At 65.1% G+C, this 15259-nt stretch carries 18 protein-coding genes; 8 read left to right on the top strand and 10 right to left on the bottom strand.

Translation table 11 applies throughout. The features are described from left to right. Positions 1-3 precede the first annotated feature (3 nt). Positions 4-585 (top strand): shikimate kinase, encoded by a 582-nt coding sequence (locus VGV07_RS19530; protein WP_326870400.1) that lies wholly within the window; start codon positions 4-6, stop codon positions 583-585. A gap of 32 nt (positions 586-617) precedes the next feature. Next, complete coding sequence (locus tag VGV07_RS19535) at positions 618-950, top strand: DUF1491 family protein (RefSeq protein ID WP_326870401.1); 333 nt, start codon at positions 618-620, stop codon at positions 948-950. A gap of 151 nt (positions 951-1101) precedes the next feature. On the opposite strand, the gene VGV07_RS19540 is transcribed toward VGV07_RS19535, so the two are convergent. Beyond that, the gene (locus VGV07_RS19540; protein ID WP_326870402.1) at positions 1102-2244 is read right to left on the bottom strand and encodes a DUF2336 domain-containing protein; all 1143 of its coding nucleotides are present in this window, start codon (positions 2242-2244) and stop codon (positions 1102-1104) included. A gap of 360 nt (positions 2245-2604) precedes the next feature. On the opposite strand from VGV07_RS19540, the gene VGV07_RS19545 reads away from it, so the two are divergent. Next, on the top strand, positions 2605-3402 hold the full coding sequence (locus tag VGV07_RS19545; protein WP_326870403.1) for a hypothetical protein: 798 nt from the start codon (positions 2605-2607) through the stop codon (positions 3400-3402). Position 3403: 1 nt separating this feature from the next. Here VGV07_RS19545 and VGV07_RS19550 read toward each other — a convergent pair whose 3' ends face one another. Genes VGV07_RS19550 through VGV07_RS19560 form a run of 3 tightly spaced genes read right to left on the bottom strand, consistent with a single transcriptional unit; the run spans position 3404 to position 6696 of the window. Beyond that, entirely contained in the window at positions 3404-3955 is a 552-nt protein-coding gene (locus VGV07_RS19550) for a hypothetical protein (RefSeq protein ID WP_326870404.1), read from the bottom strand. Then, positions 3952-4530, bottom strand: a complete 579-nt coding sequence (locus VGV07_RS19555; RefSeq protein ID WP_326870405.1) for a DUF1214 domain-containing protein — start codon at positions 4528-4530, stop codon at positions 3952-3954. Before VGV07_RS19555 ends, VGV07_RS19550 begins: the two co-directional genes overlap by 4 nt. 3 nt (positions 4531-4533) lie before the next feature. Continuing rightward, the gene (locus VGV07_RS19560) at positions 4534-6696 is read right to left on the bottom strand and encodes a PBP1A family penicillin-binding protein (protein WP_326870406.1); all 2163 of its coding nucleotides are present in this window, start codon (positions 6694-6696) and stop codon (positions 4534-4536) included. Positions 6697-6862: 166 nt separating this feature from the next. On the opposite strand from VGV07_RS19560, the gene VGV07_RS19565 reads away from it, so the two are divergent. Continuing rightward, positions 6863-7318 (top strand): YcgN family cysteine cluster protein, encoded by a 456-nt coding sequence (locus tag VGV07_RS19565; RefSeq protein ID WP_326870407.1) that lies wholly within the window; start codon positions 6863-6865, stop codon positions 7316-7318. On the opposite strand, the gene VGV07_RS19570 is transcribed toward VGV07_RS19565, so the two are convergent. Beyond that, positions 7315-7815, bottom strand: a complete 501-nt coding sequence (locus tag VGV07_RS19570; protein ID WP_326870408.1) for a GNAT family N-acetyltransferase — start codon at positions 7813-7815, stop codon at positions 7315-7317. The two genes, VGV07_RS19565 and VGV07_RS19570, sit on opposite strands and share 4 nt — an antisense overlap. A gap of 12 nt (positions 7816-7827) precedes the next feature. Then, positions 7828-8715 carry a LysR substrate-binding domain-containing protein gene (locus tag VGV07_RS19575; RefSeq protein WP_326870409.1) on the bottom strand — a complete coding sequence of 296 codons (888 nt, stop codon included), beginning with the start codon at positions 8713-8715 and terminating at the stop codon, positions 7828-7830. A 97-nt stretch (positions 8716-8812) separates the two neighbouring features. On the opposite strand from VGV07_RS19575, the gene VGV07_RS19580 reads away from it, so the two are divergent. Continuing rightward, entirely contained in the window at positions 8813-9820 is a 1008-nt protein-coding gene (locus VGV07_RS19580; RefSeq protein WP_326870472.1) for a YeiH family protein, read from the top strand. Here the strand turns inward: VGV07_RS19580 and VGV07_RS19585 are convergent. Next, the gene (locus VGV07_RS19585) at positions 9792-10604 is read right to left on the bottom strand and encodes a hypothetical protein (protein WP_326870410.1); all 813 of its coding nucleotides are present in this window, start codon (positions 10602-10604) and stop codon (positions 9792-9794) included. The two genes, VGV07_RS19580 and VGV07_RS19585, sit on opposite strands and share 29 nt — an antisense overlap. Positions 10605-10703: 99 nt before the next feature. Here VGV07_RS19585 and VGV07_RS19590 point away from each other — a divergent pair, with 99 nt between their 5' ends. Together VGV07_RS19590 and VGV07_RS19595 are read left to right on the top strand one after the other, a co-directional pair. Next, entirely contained in the window at positions 10704-11432 is a 729-nt protein-coding gene (locus tag VGV07_RS19590; RefSeq protein WP_326870411.1) for a hypothetical protein, read from the top strand. A 226-nt stretch (positions 11433-11658) separates the two neighbouring features. Continuing rightward, complete coding sequence (locus tag VGV07_RS19595) at positions 11659-12042, top strand: DUF2147 domain-containing protein (protein ID WP_326870412.1); 384 nt, start codon at positions 11659-11661, stop codon at positions 12040-12042. An 82-nt stretch (positions 12043-12124) separates the two neighbouring features. Here the strand turns inward: VGV07_RS19595 and VGV07_RS19600 are convergent, their stop codons facing one another. Continuing rightward, positions 12125-12505: a RidA family protein gene (locus tag VGV07_RS19600; protein WP_326870413.1), complete on the bottom strand. Its 381-nt coding sequence runs from the start codon at positions 12503-12505 to the stop codon at positions 12125-12127. Positions 12506-12626: 121 nt separating this feature from the next. Here VGV07_RS19600 and VGV07_RS19605 point away from each other — a divergent pair, with 121 nt between their 5' ends. Beyond that, positions 12627-13442, top strand: coding sequence for an SOS response-associated peptidase family protein (locus VGV07_RS19605; RefSeq protein ID WP_326870414.1), 816 nt, complete (start codon positions 12627-12629; stop codon positions 13440-13442). A 124-nt stretch (positions 13443-13566) separates the two neighbouring features. Here VGV07_RS19605 and VGV07_RS19610 read toward each other — a convergent pair whose 3' ends face one another. Beyond that, positions 13567-14427, bottom strand: coding sequence for an SDR family oxidoreductase (locus VGV07_RS19610; RefSeq protein ID WP_326870415.1), 861 nt, complete (start codon positions 14425-14427; stop codon positions 13567-13569). Positions 14428-14963: 536 nt separating this feature from the next. Then, positions 14964-15257 (bottom strand): hypothetical protein, encoded by a 294-nt coding sequence (locus VGV07_RS19615; RefSeq protein ID WP_326870416.1) that lies wholly within the window; start codon positions 15255-15257, stop codon positions 14964-14966. Between the last annotated feature and the right edge of the window lie 2 nt (positions 15258-15259).

Here is a 15259-nt window from a genome sequence, read left to right on the forward strand (position 1 = left end):
GCAATGGACATGGCGATTCACCTCGAAATGCGGCGAGCCTGGCGTCCGGGCGAGCGGATCATGCTGCTCGGGCCCGGCGGCGTCGGCAAGTCGACGCTGGGCCGAGCCCTCGCTGCCGCCCTCGACTGGCCGCTGATCGATCTCGATCTCGAGTTCTGCGAACGGATCGGGGTGATCGGCCCGTTCATCGCCGCGCACGGCTATGACCGCTATCGGGCCGACAATCTCGCACTGGCCGAGCAACTGCTCGACGACGCCCCGGCGCCGGGCATCTTCGTTACTGCGTCGGGCTTCCTCGCTGCGGCCCCCGGCAGCGACGACCGCCATTGGGCTGAGCGGCTGGTTGCAGCAAACTACGGCGTCACCCTGCTGCCTTCACTGGAGATCGAGCACGCCACATCCATCGTGGTGGCGCGGCAACTGATGCGCGGCTTTGGTCTCGAGCGGCAGAGCGAGGAGCGGAAGTTCCGCGAGCGCTTCGCGATCTACCGGGAGAGCGGCGAGATGCTGGTCTGCTCGGTGGCGCCGGCTCAGACCATTGCGGCAGGAATGGTCGCTGGCCTCGGCCTGGTGTCTGCGGCCTAGCCAGACGCCGGGTTTTCCGGCACAGCTGACCAATGTTCCGTACCGACCTCTGGGTTTCGGCCTTCGTGCGCCGACATAACGATATCGGCCACCTCTGCGTGGTGTCGCGCCGCGGTGACCCGATCGCCGGGCAAATCTTCGTCGAGGTCGATCACCTCAACGGCGAAGTGTCGCTCTATACGCCGGCGCCGGCGACCAGCCTCGGTGACAACCCCGAGGCCCGGGTGTTCCAGCTGCGCTTCGACCATGTCGAGCCGGACAAGGTGCGTGAGCGGATTGCCAGGGAACACGATTTCGACCCGGACCTGTGGGTGGTGTCGCTGGAATTGCGCAAGGGCGAGCTCGGGCTGGACGTGGTGGGTTAGAGGCACCATTCTCGCTGTACCATCCCCAGGCACGATGTCATCCCCGCGAAAGCGGGGATCTCCGTTTGGGGAGCCATCGCAAACGCGGTTCCCGCTTTCGCGGGAAAGACCCGGTGCGTGTGGCCGATTACAGCAATTCCTTTGGCAGAATCTAGCTCGCCCGTGCTCCGATCCGCGCCAGCGCCTCGATCGCCTGGTCCACCACCGGGTTGCGTTCGCGGGTCTGCGGCGGCGGGATGCGGCGGCGTTCGATTTCGAACGGCTTGTATTCCGGCTTGGTCATGTCGAGCAGGTTCACCTCGCCGCGCCAGGCGCTCATCAGGAACGCCGTGGCATCCACGCTGACCGTCTCGAACAGCTTTGAGAACTGCGCCAGCGCCTTGGAGCGATCCTCGTCGTGCGAGGTGGCGTGGATCAGCACCTTGAGCCCATCCTGCGCATCGCACCCGAAGGCGCGCAGCACGACGAACAACGCGGCACCCGAAGTGTCGTGGGCAATCTGCCCGCAGCGCACCTCGTCGAGCCCGGTGATCTGGTGCAGCAACTTGGTGACTTCAGGCCGGCGGTTCTCGGCGAACAGCTTCATCAGCGCCCGGGTGAGTTCGCCCGTGGCGACCGACAATTGCTCGAGCGTGCGCTTGATCGGCGCGGCCGGCGTCTGCCGCTGGGCGAAGGCGTTGATCACCTTCACCCTGTCGGTCTCGCCCAGGTCGAAAAAGGCCGGAGCCAGCAGCGCCGCGTCGAAATCCTCGCGTGCCGCCAGCGACCAGGCGACCTGGTGATCCATCTGTGCCGAGCGGGCGAGGGCGCTGAGGTAGGGGCCACGCGGCACGATCGCCGTATTGGTGGCGATGGCGCGGTAAACTTTGCGGCTGTTCATCTGGAACAGGCGGCCGAGCACATTGTTGGAGAGGTCGGCCCGGCGGGCGAGAGCGGCGCCCAGCGTGACGTCGTTCGACGAGATCACCTTGAGCATGGTGCCTTCGGAGAGCCTGGGCGCCGAAACCAGGAAATCCGGCAGGTCGTCGCCGAGGTGGCGCACCACCAGTTCCTCGAGCTCGGGCGACAGATCCTCGGAGCGTCCCAGCGTCGCCGCTGCCTTGGCGCGAGCGGCCGGTGCGGCCGACGGGAACAGACGTTGGGCGAGCGCCGCAAACTGTTCCATTTCGGCACTTGTCGGCCGCCCGCGACGCGCAAAGGCATCGCATGCCGCGCACAGCAGCGTGTTCGTTCGATCGACGCCGCCAGTCTCGATGAGGAGCTGGAACGTCTCGTAAGGCTGGAAACCGATCATAATTTGCCCTGCAAGGCCCAGGATTCGGGCCTCAACCACAGGGCTGACTATTTCAGGAAAATCGTTAGCGAACTGTTAACCTTGACGAAGTCTTAATGGCTTTCATCGGGTTCCTGCGTCGCTCCCGATTTGCCGATGGAATGGGTCCGCGGCAAACATCGCCCGCCCGCCCGGAGGCAAGGTTGGGAAAGCTGGTTCAACTACCAAAACGTGGACGCACGAGAACGCGCGCCCAATCGGCGGGCACGGGCGAAGTCCTGTTGTTCACCGGGGTCCGCTACGAGCGGGGAGGGGGCTCCTCGCCGATGCCGGACAAACCGGTGGGAACGGCCTCGGGCGGCAAGCGCCGCCGTGGCTGACATGGGTTGGGTTCGTGCGCTTGGCCTGGCGCTGCTTGTGTGCGTCGCGCCAGCGAACGCGCATGAGCTCGGCGATTTCGGCCGGGTGAAGCCTGGCGTGCTCAACGATAAGCTCATCCCCGAAACCGACCGGCTGATGCGGCGGTTGGGCAACCAGCCGGTGTCGGATTTCAACATCACCGACGAGGAGCGCGAGATGCATGACCGGGTGTACCGGTTCCTCATCGCGCGCCACGCCAGGGACTGGGCCTTCGACTATGAGCAGGTGATCTTCGTCGCCGGGGTGTTCAGCTCACGGCCGGACAAGTTCGACCTCTACTATCGCTGGCTGACCCGCGAGGCATACGCCTCGTCGCGTGTGCGCTTCAACACCATTGCCGATGATGTCGGGGCGGACCTCCTGACGCTCCCGACCACCTTCAAGGCGATCTGCGCGGTGATCGAGATCGACCGGCAGCGCGCCGTTGCCGCCACCGAGCTCAACGATATCGAGCCGGCGATGCTCAAGCAGATGCGGCTGCGCAAGGCTGAGAACGATCTCTATGTCGGGCGCTTCGTTGCAGCGCTCGGTTACCGTTACGGCTCCTATGGCTACGCGCTCGACCACTTCCTGGTGGAGACGCCGCACGGCGAGGCGGTCGAAGTCGATGAGCGCCTGAGCCGCCTCGCGATCTGGGTCGACCGGGCAGAAGCCCTGGATTTCTGTGGCGATGGTTGGAGCGACGACGGCAATGGCGGCGGCGCCATCCCAGGCCGGGTGCTGATGGACGCGCCCAGCGAGGGCGAATATCGGAAGTAGCTCAGGTGGCGATGGTGCCGCACTTGAGGCCAGCAAGCGCCTTTTCGTAGCGGGCGCGCATTTCCGGATGCGGTGGGGCGAGGCGCACCACGACGAACAGGTCGTCTTCCTTGGCTTCGACGATCAGCAGGCCCTCGGCGATATCGAGCTTCTGCTCAGCGAGCAGGCGCGTCTGGCCCGGGTTGAAGATGCCGAGATCGAGCGCCGTGCCGATGCCGTCGCGGTTGGTGGTCGAATAGACCACCGTGCCGGCGCGATTGTAGACCGCTACCGACCAGAACGCCTGCGGCAGGGTGCCCGTAACCGAGGCGGGACCAGTGCGCAGGTCGATGCGGCACACTGCATAGGCGAGTTCGGGGTCGAGCCGTAGCGGGTTGGGCTGGGCGGACGTTGTGGCCGCCAATACCGTCGGGCCCGGACCCGTGCCGCCGGCAGCCGCCACATGATCCCAGGCGGACGTCGCCGACAGGGCCGGCAGGCTGAGGATCACCGCGATGTGAATGATACCGCCCAGCACCACGCCGGCGAGCAGCCAGAGCAGGGTGCGGATCATGCGCAGGCCTCGCGGATGATCGAGGGGAGCGCGGCGACAACGGCGCCGACGCCCGACAGGCTAGACGTATCGTAGAGCGTCAGTACCAAATCGAACGCGCCGTCTCCGGTGATCTCGAGCCAGTTCTGCGGCGCAAGGGTCTTCGACACATAAAGCTCGACCGAGCCGTCGCCGGCCCGGCTGAGCCGGGCGCTGTGAAAGTCGGTAGGGCCGCCTTCGCGGGTGATCGGACGGGCGTCGTCCGGGGCCACCGGCACCAGCGTCCAGAAACGCGCCGCCGGCGTGCTGCCATCGATGCGATAACGGCAGGCCCGGTCGAGGCGCCGGTTGTCGCTGTCGGTCGTGGCAATGAACTGGATGCCCTCGCTGGCGCCAAGCTCGAGCGCCCCCGACCGCGCGATGAAGGCGCGGGTATAGGGATCGGGCGCCGGCATGCCGACATCACGCCAGGCCGACCACGGGCCGATCTCGATGGCGCCGAACAGCCTTCCGTCGCTCAGCGCATACCAGCTGAGGCCGAAGCCGACCACCAGTGCAACCACCAGCATCGTGCCGAGATGAACAAGGAAACGCAACGGTTACAGCGCCTTGGCCGGAGCAGGGGAGACAACGCTAAGCGCCGCCTGGTTGCTGCCGCCACTTAGCGCTTTGCGTAGCTGGTCGGCAACCTCCAGCAGCTTGTCGGCGGCGCCGGGCTTCAAACCGGGCGGGCGCTCGGCAACCGGGGCCACCGGCTGGCCTTCCTCGGCATTGGCGATGACGAACGGCGCCGGGGCGAAATCGACGCCTTCCACCGGCTTGATCTCGATGTTGGTGTGGGCATAGGCCATGAACTTCTGCCAGGCGACGGTGGGCAGCGTGCCGCCGGTGAGTTCCCTCGTCTTTTCGTAATTGTCGTTGCCGAACCAGACGGCCGCGACGTAGTTGCCGGTGAAGCCGCAGAACCAGGCGTCGCGATAGGACGATGTGGTGCCGGTCTTGCCGACCGCGGGGACGCCCTCGATCTGCGCGCGCCGCCCGGTGCCGGCTTCGACCACGCCGCGCAACATGCGGTTCATGTACTTGACCGTCTGGTCGGAAACGACGCGTTCGCGTGGCGCATCGGGGTCGGCGTCGAAGATCGGGTCTCCGGTCAGGGTGGTGACGCGGGTGATGCCGAAAGCCGGCGTCTTGTAGCCGTGGTTGGCGAACACCGCATAGGATGAGGCCATGTCGATGACGCTCACTTCGGCGGCGCCCAGCGCCAGCGAGCGCGTCACCGGGAAATCGTTGGTCAGCCCGATCTTGTGGGCGAAATCGGCAATCGGCTGGCGGCCGGTCTTGATGGAGAGGTTCACCGGCACGGTGTTGATCGATTGCTGGAAGGCCGAGATCAGGCTGATGCGGCCCACCGAGTTGCGCGAATAGTTCTGCGGGCACCAGTTGCCGATGCACTGGGTCGCGCCGCTGACCACGGTATCGGGGTCATAGTCGGGGATCAGCTCGAACGCGGTGGCATAGTCGAACAGCTTGAACGCCGAGCCGGGCTGACGGTTGGGGACGATGGCGCGGTTGAACTGGCTCTTGCCGTAATCCATGCCGCCGACCATGGCGCGGATGGCGCCATTGGGCTCGAGCACCACCATGGCAGCCTGGCTGACATTGTACTGCTCGCCCTGTTCGCGCACCACCGAAGTCACCGCATCCTCGGCGTAGGATTGCAGCACCGGGTCGATCGTCGTGCGGACGACGAAGCTGTTGGAGCGGCTGTCGGAAGCCTCGATCAGCTTCTTGGCTTCTTCGAAGGCGTAGTCGAGGAAGTAGTTGGGCGAATTGGCTTCGGCCGAGCGATCGATCGGCACTGCCGGGTTGCGGCGCGCCGCGGTGACCTGGCCTTCGGTAAGGAACCCGGCATCGACGAGGTTGGAGAGCACCAGGTTGGCGCGGCCACGCGCCGCCGCGAGGTCGACATGCGGGGCGTATTTGGTCGGCGCCTTGAACAGGCCGGCCAGCATCGCGGACTCGGCGAGGTTCACGTCGGTGACCTTCTTGCCGAAATAGAACTCCGACGCTGCGGCCACGCCGAAGGCGCCGCCACCCATATAGGCGCGATCGAAATAGAGCTTGAGGATTTCGTCCTTGGTGTAGTGCCACTCGAGCCATACCGACAGGAACGCTTCCTTGATCTTGCGTTCGAGCGTGCGCTCGGACGAAAGGAACAGGTTCTTGGCCAGCTGCTGGGTGATCGAAGAACCGCCCTGGGTCGAATTCTCGCCCTGCGCGTTGGAGACGAGGGCGCGGAGCGTGCCGACCACGTCGATGCCCCAGTGCTCGTAAAAGCGCCGGTCCTCGGTGGCGAGCGTCGCCTTCACGAGGTTATCGGGCAGCTTGTCGAGTGGGTAGGAATCATCGGAGCGGATGCCGCGCCGGCCCACCTCATTGCCGTAGCGATCGAGGAAGGTGACTGCATAATCCTCGGCCTTGTTGAACCGGCCGGTGGCAGTGGCATCGAACGCCGACAGCGCAAAGGCGGTGGTGATCACCATGCCGATGGCAAGGAAGCTGAAGCCATCCGACAGGATCTCGACGAAGAAGCGCTTGAAGCCCGAGACGCGGAAGCGTGAGAAGAAATCCTCGACACGGGTGTAGCCGCGCCCCAGCGACTGGCCGAAATCATAGAGCGCCGAGTCGAGCCAGGCGTCGGCCGCCAGCATGCGGGTTTTCTTGCGCCGCTTCTCTTTGTGGTAGAACGGATCCTGCACCGAACACTCCGCGGCGTGCCTAGGCGCCCCAATGGTCTTGAATCTCCCCAATTTGGGGCGCATTGGCAAGGCGGTCGCTCGAATATGATCAGCGCATGGTTTGTGCAAGCGCAGTTGGGATCGACAGGGGAGAGTCCACGGCTTTCCGCACACCACAGGAACCTGAATGGCCTTCTGGGAAGAAAAGACGCTCGAGGAAATGACCGACGTGGAGTGGGAATCGCTCTGCGACGGCTGCGGGCGCTGCTGCCTGATGAAGCTCGAGGACGAAGATACGGGCGATATCTACGTCTCGGATGTCCGCTGTCAGCTGCTCGACGGCGAAAGCTGCAAGTGCTCGGACTATCCCAACCGGCTGAAGCTGGTGCCCGACTGCATCAAGCTGACGCCGGAGAACGTGCGCACCATCGAGTGGATCCCCAGAACCTGCGCCTATCGCCGCATTGCCGAAGGCAAGGGCCTTGCCTGGTGGCACCCGCTGGTTTCAGGCGACCCCGACACCGTCATGGCGGTCGGCGTTTCGGTGCGCGGCCGCACCGTGCCCGAGCAATCGGTGAAGCCAGGCGAATGGGAAGACCACGTCGCCGACTGGCCCAACTGGGAGCCGCCGGAGGAGATCTAGAGCTGCTTCGTCAGCCACAGCAGCAGGTCGTCATCGACAGCCAATGCAGCCCCCGGTACGACGTCTTCCTGCCGATAGGTGATGCCGTTGCCATCCGGTACGTAGCCCAGCCGGACATAGAGGCGCTGCGCCGGACCATAGTCGCGGTAGAGGCCGACGCCGAGCCCGATAGTGGCGTACCCGCGCCGGCGCGCCAGTGCTTCGAGCTCTGCGATCAGACTTGTCGCAATCCCTTCGCCACGGCGGCGCACGTCGGTTGCGAGGTCATGCACCTCGGGGATGCCGGCCGCAGCGAAACCGCGATAACCTGAGCGCCACAGCAGGTTGCCGTAGCCGACGACGTGCCCATCGTGCACGGCAACCAAGCTCGCCCGCTGGCCCGCTTCGACCTGCTGAAGCACGTCCGACCAGTGCGTCTCGCGGCGGTTCCAGCCGTTCCCGCCATCCCTGGCAACGATCGACGCCACGTGCGCCGGGGTGATCGGGGCGATGTGCATGATGCGCTGAAGCTAGTCCGTAACCGTCGCGGGCGGAAGCGCCTCATACCCTTCACGGCACAACGCCTCGAACCGCGTCGCCGCGGCCGACAGGCGACGTTCGCGGTGGCGGAGGATGGAGAACTGGCGGGGTGGCAGTTCGATATCGACCACCTGCAGTTCGCCGCTTTTGACGAACGGTGTGACCACCATTTCGGAAAGTGCGGCGGCAGCAGTGCCGGAGCGGACGGCGCTGAGCACCGCTTCGTTGGTGGGCAGCACCAGGGCCACCCGCAGCGCGCCCAGGTCGTAGCCCGCTGCGGCCATCGCCGCTTCGAATACGGCACGGGTGCCCGAGCCACGCTCGCGCATCACCCACTTGAGGTCGCTGAACTCGGTGCGGAGACCGGCAGCGGTGACCACGACCAGACGGTCGCGGACGACGGCGGTGGTGGCGAGAACCGGTTCCTCGACACTTCCCTCGACGAAGCCGAGTTCGGCCCGGCCATCGATCACGGCGCGGGCCACCTGATCGGTGTTGCCGACCTCGAAGTTGATGGTGACGCCGGGGAACTGCCCCTGAAAGCGCAGCAGGCGCGGCGGCAGCCAGTAGTTGGCTACGGTCTGGCTGGCCTCGACATCGAGAATACCGGTCCTGAGGCTGCCCAGTTCGCTGAGCACGGATTCGGTGCGGCGAACCTGCGCCACGGTGAGCCGTGCCTCAGCCAGCAGCACGCGACCCTCGCGCGTCAGTTCAATCTGCCGCCCGACCCGATCGAACAGGCGCACGTCATAATACGCCTCCAGCGCCTTGATGGCGGCGCTTGCCGCCGAAGGTGAAACCCCGATGGCGCTCGCGCCGCGCGTGAGGTGCTCGCGTTCGGCCACGGCGATGAAGACGGACAGCTGTTCGAGCGTCATTGTTCGATTGAGCAGAATGAAACGTACCGATCTATGTCATTTTTCGGAATGATCGCAAGACCTATGCTCCCGGCGACTTCCTTTGGAGCATGCCGTGCTGTCGTCGAGCCGTATCGTAGCAGTCGCGCCCGGACTGGGGCTGGCTATCGGGGTGACAGTGCTCGCTGTGGTGGTCGAGTGGCTCGAAGGGGAGCTGATCGGGGCGCGCTACGTCGATGGCCTGGTCATTGCCATCCTTGCCGGCACGCTGATCCACACCCTGTTCGGCCTCGATGCGCGTTTCGCTGCCGGCGTACAGTTCGCCGCCAAGACCCTCCTGGAAGTCGCCGTCGTATTGCTCGGCGGTACCATCAGTGCGGCTGCACTGGCGCAGTCGGGCCTCGCCTTGCTTGTCGCGGTGGCGGCGGTGGTGCTCCTGGCGCTGACCGCGAGCTATCTGGTTGCCCGGTGGCTGGGGCTGGACGAGCGCCTCGCGACATTGGTCGCCTGTGGCAACTCGATCTGCGGCAACTCGGCGATCATGGCGACGGCGCCGGTCATCGACGCGCCGGCCGAGGATGTCGCGGCCTCGATCGCTTTCACGGCGGCGCTGGGGATCGTCGTGGTGGTGCTGCTGCCGCTGGCGTTCGGCGTCCTCGGGCTGACCCAGTGGCAGTATGGCGTGGTGGCCGGTCTCAGTGTCTATGCCGTGCCGCAGGTTCTTGCGGCGACCGGGCCGGTGGGGGTGATGAGCACTCAGGTCGGCACCCTGGTGAAGCTCACGCGGGTGCTGATGCTGGGGCCCGTGGTGCTGTTCGTCGGGCTGCGCCACGGGCGCAAGCGGCTGGCGCGAATGTCCTTCTCGCTGCTGCTGCCCTGGTTCATCGTCGGGTTCGTCATGATGATGGCAGCGCGCTCGCTTGGGGCCCTGCCAGACGTGACGCTGCCGCCGCTGCAGCTGGCTTCCTCGCACCTGACGCTGTTGTCGATGGCGGCGCTGGGGCTGTCGGTCGACCTGCGAACCGTGCTGGCTTCGGGTGGTCGGGTGCTGGCCGCCGGCCTCATCTCGATCCTGATGCTGGTCGGGCTGGCGGTGCTCACCGCCCTGGCGCTGCCGGCCAGCTAGCGGTCGGAGGCACGACCGGCGCTGCGGCTGGTGTCCGGCTTCTGCCCAGCAATTGGTGGAGTTCGGCCAGTTGAGCACTCTGCCGGCTGTCATCGGCGACGGTACGGACCCACAGGCTGTCGGGCTGCGCTTCGTGGATCGGCATGAGGCTGTGCCTGCGGCGGCTGATGGCGATACGGGGAATGCCCTGGCGTTGTGCCTCGATCGCCAGCATCAGGTCATCCATGTCGCCATAGGGCCAGCGTCGGGGGTCGACGTCGATCAGCGTCGACGCAAAGGCCAGGGTGCCGCACCCGAGTTCGTCGACGAGCCGGTCGAAGCTGAGGCGACGGCGGAAGTGAAACCCCCTGCGGTCGCGGGTGTAGCGCGTGCCGGGACCTGGGTAGTCGGTGCCGTGGATGCCGACGAGCGCCTTGCCCCCATAGCGCAGAATCCCCGCGGTCATCCGCTGCACGTAATCGTCGGGATAGAGAATGTCGTCGTCGAAGCAGAAGTAGAGGCACGGCATGGTCTGCTGCTTGAGGCCGTAGAACTTGCCCGAAGCGCGGTATGGGGTGTCCGGCGGCGCAAGGATCGGAACGACGCGCGGGTGCCGCGCCGCGGCGGGCACCTCGGTGTAGCCGTGGAGAAATAGATAGAGCCGCTCGACCTGCGGCACGATCCTGCTCAGCACCACTGCGATGTCGTCGGCGCGGCTGGGAATACTGGCCAGCCCGCCGATGCGCGGCAGGGTTGAAAGCCGCAGTTGGGCGCGTCGGTCCGAGCCGAACGCCGCAAGTCGCATCTTCGTTGCTGCAATTATGGGGTTCATATATCGGCGGGGTGGTTGAGTGCTTCTGGTGTTGGCCCGACACCTGAAACCGATCTCCGGAAGGACGTCTCTATGCTACAGGCTGCCCGGGCCGACCACCAGATTTACCTGTCCCCGCATTACGATGACATTGCGTTCTCGCTTGGGGCGTGGGTTGCCACGACGCCCGGTGGGCTCCTCGTCAACCTCTTCACCCGCAGCGGCTATGTCGCCGGCACCCCGACCGACCACTGGCCGGATGTGGCGACGATCGATCGGGTGATGGTGCTGCGGCGCGCAGAGGATACCTCATTCTCCGAGCGCTACCAGCTGGAGCGCCTCGACCTCGGGCTTGAGGAGCCTCCGGTGCGGAAGCGGACGCCGTGGGACCTCGCTGGCCTGGTCGAAGATATCGAGCAGGTGCGTGCCCCGTTGACCGGGTTGCTCGGCTCGTTGACCCCGGGCGCCCGGATCTTCTGCCCGGCCGGAATCGGCGGACACGTCAACCACTTGGCGGTGCGGGCGGTAGTGGTCGATCTGCTGCCCGCGCTTGTTGGGCATACAGAAGTACTGTTCTACGAGGATCTGCCTTACGCCGCCTCGCGCCGGGTGCGCCGCCGGGGCCTGGCCGATCTGCATCTGGCGCTGCACGGCAGGCAGTTGCGCCGGCAGACCTGGGCCTCGAATTTCCAAAAGCTCGCAGCCGTGAACTGTTACCCATCGCAGCTGCCCAAGCCAGCCTCGCTGCGGCGGTTCTCGCCGAGGACCCTGTGGCCGATCGGGCCGCATGAAGCCGTTTGGCGTGTTGTCACGACGTCGTGATCGGAACTTTATCCCTGCGGGGCCCGTTCCGCGGGAGCGAGATTGTGGCAGTACGACTGCTCGCAGACTCCTGAAGGATAAAGCAAGTCAGCATCACTGCCATTTCGGAGCCGTACTTCGCCGCAATGATGAACGGCAGATGAACGATGCCTTTATTCAAGATTCAGCCAAAGTTCCTATTTATCCGGCCAACCAACCGAACCGACCCGAAATTTTCCGGAGACGCATGACCATGCACCTCGCGACCAAACTCGCCGCCGCCGTGTTCGCCACCCTCTGCGCCGCGGCCCCCGTCTACGCCATCGCCGCCGATCCAACCGGCACCTGGCAGGCCGATGACGGCAAGAGCCGCTACAAGATCACCGAGTGCGGCAGCGGCGCGCTCTGCGCGCGCCTGATCTGGCTGCGCGACAAGGATGATGTGAACCGGCAGTACCTGAACCAGGTCATCGTCCAGGGCACTCAGTCGTCCGACAATAAATGGACCGGCACGGTCAAGAACGCCGGCGACGTCTATTCCGGTACAATGATCATGACCGGCCAGGACAGCCTCAAGGTCAATGGCTGCCAGGGCGTCTTCTGCCAGACCGTCAGACTTAGCCGCGTTTGAGGCGCTGCTTGGAATAGGCAGCCCCCAAGAACTGCCGCACTGGAAACCCGCGCCTCCGCCGGCGCGGGTTTTTTGTTGGGCGTCAGGCGGCGGCCACCATGGCAATCGAGATCCGCAGCCCCGGTACCCGGACCGGCAGTTTCGCACCCTGCCGAGCTGGCGGATCGACCGGAAACCACTTGAGCCACTCTTCGTTCATCCCGGCAAAGTCGTCTTCCTCGGCGAGGATCACCGTGGCGCTCACCGCCTTGTCCAGACTGCTGCCGGCAGCGGCGAGGATGGCGTTGATATTGCGCAGCGCCTGGGCGGTCTGCTCGCCGATGGTTGCCCCAACGAGCTTGCCGGTATCGGGATCGTAGGGAGCGGTGCCGGAAACGAACACCAGGCCGGCGCTCTTCACCGCATGACTGAAATAGGGCGACGCCTTGGGCAAGTGCTCGGAAGCAACGATGGTCCGCGACATGGGTTCAGCTCCAACCGTGTCGTTGCGGCATAGAGAGCTTGCGGTGAACCGCGGCTGAATGGCTCGGCCACATGGCGCTTCGCCCTACCCATAGTCGTGCGATCCGGCTAGCGTCTCGCCCATGTGCCACGCCTATTCCATCACCACCAATGTCGAAGCCATCCGCCAGCTGGTGCAGTCGATCTTCGGCTTTCAGGTTGGGGGCAATATCGGCAACCTGCCGCCGCAGACCGGGGTCTATCCCGATATGCTGGCGCCGATCATCCGCAACCAGCCGGGCTTTCGCGAACTGATCAAGCTACGCTGGGGCATGCCGAGCTCGTCGCAGGCGTTGTACAGGGCCGCGCAGGCCCGCGCCGACAAGATCGCCAGGAAGCAGGGACGCGACCTTGGCGCAGAGGTGTTCGCCGAACTGGTTCGCCTGGAGCCCGACCGCGGCACCCACAATGTGCGCAACACCAAAAGCCAGCACTGGAAGCGCTGGCTGGCGCCCGAGTTCCGCTGCATCGTGCCGTTCACCAGCTTTGCCGAGATCAGCAACGAGATCGGCCCCGACGGCAGAAAGCTGGGCAACGCCTGGTTCGCCTTCGATGAAGTCCGGCCGCTGGCGTTCTTCGCCGGCATTTTCGCCCCGCAATGGACCAGCGTGCGGAAGACCTCGGAAGGCATGGTCACCACCGACCTGTTCGCCTTCCTCACCACCGAGCCCAACGACATCATCGCCAGGACCAACCCGGACTCCATGCCCGTGATCCTCAGGACGCCCGAGGAGATCGAAATCTGGATGACCGCACCATGGGAGGAGGCACAGAAGCTTCAGCGCCCGCTGCCGGACGGTGTGTTGCAGATGGTCTCGATCGGCAACAAGGAATATCCGCCGCCAGAGGAGGAGAACGGATCGCCCGAGATGCCGCCCGCCCAGCCCTCGCTATTCTGAAGCTTGCTTCAGCCGAAGTCGTGGGGTTCCCCGCCCGCCGTCTTTCCTTGGCCGTCCTCGCGTTCTCTAATCGCCGACGGCCGTAACGAAGGCTCGATGTACTGCAGCTGAAGGATCGCTGCACCTAGATCACCGGCTTGCCGCCGGTCACGGCAATGGTTGCCCCCGAAATGTAGCTGGCTTCATCGCTGGCGAGCATGACATAGGGCGGGGCCAGTTCGCTTGGCTGTGCCGGCCGCTTGAACGGCACCTGCTCGCCAAACGTCCGGACATTGTAGGCCGGAAGGGTAGCCGGCCCCAGCGGCGTCCAGACCGGGCCAGGGGCCACGGTATTGACGCGAATGCCGTCCTTGGCCAGCAACTGGCAGAGGCCGGCGCTGAAGTTCTGGATCGCCCCCTTGGTGACCGCATAGGCTAGGAGTTCCGGGCTCGGCTCGTCCGCCTGCTTGGAGGCCGTATTGATGATCGAAGAACCCGGTCGCATGTGCGGCACTGCCGCCTTGGTGAGATAGAACATCGCCGAGATATTCACCGCCATCGTCTTTTCCCATTCCTCGTCGGGGATTTCGAGGATGCTTTCGAAGTAACCTTGACGTGCCGCGTTGTTCACCAGCACGTCGAGCCGGCCGAATGCCGCGACGGTATCGGCGATGAGCCCCCTGCAGTGTGCGGGATCGGCTAGGTCGCCCGGCAGCAGCAGGCACTGCCGACCGCTTGCTTCGATCAGCTGTTTTACCTCGGCGGCGTCTTCATGCTCGTTGAGATAGGAGATGGCGACATCGGCGCCCTCTCGCGCAAACGCAATCGCCACCGCGCGGCCGATGCCGGAATCGCCGCCGGTCACCAATGCCTTCTTGCCCTCGAGGCGGCCCGAGCCCTCATAGCTCGTCTCGCCATGATCGGGCACCGGATCCATCCTGCTGCTGAGGCCGGGATAGGGCTGTTGCTGTTCGGGAAAAGGCGGCTTGGGAAAATCGGAATTCATGGCTGACACTCGCGTTGGGGGTGTCGAACCAACGTCGTCAGCGGACGGGAGTTGCGCCCGTTCGGCTATGGGCACAGTGAGGAGAGGGGCAACTCGGTTGCGGTTTGATATCGCGCCACCATTGGTGGCCGCGTTGCTGGGCTTCGATCGAACAAAGTGATACCGTTAGATTGGACTGGCTGCTCCAAACAGCCGGGTCGGGCCTAAGTCGGTTCTTGACGGCGGCCCGCAAGGGGTCCGCTTCCCGTGACGTGCGCGAGGCTCCGCCTTGGTGGCCTTTGGTGTCGAGCCTCGCGGCCTCATGTGTTCGGTGACATGGGTGGTGACAGCCCTTGGAGCCGCCCTTTTCGCTCTTTTCCCCGGGCAGATACGACAAGCCTCCATCGGACTCCTGCCGATCCTCGATCGGTTGTGCCGACCTGCTTGGTCAGGCGAATGAGTTCGTCGATCCGGGAAGGCCGTAGTCCTGCATCTCGGGGCTGTGTCGGATTCCTGAAAGGCAAAAAGCCCCGGGCCCTTTCGGAACCGGGGCATGCTCAATCTGTGCTGCCGAGCGAGCGCAACGTGCGGATAACGCGTTCCACCCGTGCTTTCCAGCTTCTGAGTTCCGTGACGCTGTCTGTCACCTCACGAGGATCTCGCCCCTTAAGCGCAGCCAGTTCGGCCTCGATCAGGTCCAGCGAACACTCAGCTTCGACCATGGTCCACGGATCACCGCAGCCGGCTGCCGCCGCCGCTCTAGCCTCTCGCTCGAGCCGTTGGACGTCGAGTTGCCAATCGAACAGTCGGTCGGATGGGTGGCGCGCAACCGGCAGGCTTTCCGTTTGCATGA

This window comes from Devosia sp., from assembly GCF_035944845.1.
Taxonomy (GTDB): domain Bacteria; phylum Pseudomonadota; class Alphaproteobacteria; order Rhizobiales; family Devosiaceae; genus Devosia_A.

Coding starts and splice junctions, on each gene's coding strand:
- VGV07_RS19530 (WP_326870400.1), top strand. CDS start 4: ATGGACATGGCGATTCACCTCGAAATGCGGCGAGCCTGGCGTCCGGGC.
- VGV07_RS19605 (WP_326870414.1), top strand. CDS start 12,627: ATGTGCCACGCCTATTCCATCACCACCAATGTCGAAGCCATCCGCCAG.
- VGV07_RS19575 (WP_326870409.1), bottom strand. CDS start 8,715: ATGACGCTCGAACAGCTGTCCGTCTTCATCGCCGTGGCCGAACGCGAG.
- VGV07_RS19570 (WP_326870408.1), bottom strand. CDS start 7,815: ATGCACATCGCCCCGATCACCCCGGCGCACGTGGCGTCGATCGTTGCC.
- VGV07_RS19585 (WP_326870410.1), bottom strand. CDS start 10,604: ATGCGACTTGCGGCGTTCGGCTCGGACCGACGCGCCCAACTGCGGCTT.
- VGV07_RS19535 (WP_326870401.1), top strand. CDS start 618: ATGTTCCGTACCGACCTCTGGGTTTCGGCCTTCGTGCGCCGACATAAC.
- VGV07_RS19610 (WP_326870415.1), bottom strand. CDS start 14,427: ATGAATTCCGATTTTCCCAAGCCGCCTTTTCCCGAACAGCAACAGCCC.
- VGV07_RS19545 (WP_326870403.1), top strand. CDS start 2,605: ATGGGTTGGGTTCGTGCGCTTGGCCTGGCGCTGCTTGTGTGCGTCGCG.
- VGV07_RS19600 (WP_326870413.1), bottom strand. CDS start 12,505: ATGTCGCGGACCATCGTTGCTTCCGAGCACTTGCCCAAGGCGTCGCCC.
- VGV07_RS19595 (WP_326870412.1), top strand. CDS start 11,659: ATGACCATGCACCTCGCGACCAAACTCGCCGCCGCCGTGTTCGCCACC.
- VGV07_RS19550 (WP_326870404.1), bottom strand. CDS start 3,955: ATGATCCGCACCCTGCTCTGGCTGCTCGCCGGCGTGGTGCTGGGCGGT.
- VGV07_RS19590 (WP_326870411.1), top strand. CDS start 10,704: ATGCTACAGGCTGCCCGGGCCGACCACCAGATTTACCTGTCCCCGCAT.
- VGV07_RS19565 (WP_326870407.1), top strand. CDS start 6,863: ATGGCCTTCTGGGAAGAAAAGACGCTCGAGGAAATGACCGACGTGGAG.
- VGV07_RS19540 (WP_326870402.1), bottom strand. CDS start 2,244: ATGATCGGTTTCCAGCCTTACGAGACGTTCCAGCTCCTCATCGAGACT.
- VGV07_RS19615 (WP_326870416.1), bottom strand. CDS start 15,257: ATGCAAACGGAAAGCCTGCCGGTTGCGCGCCACCCATCCGACCGACTG.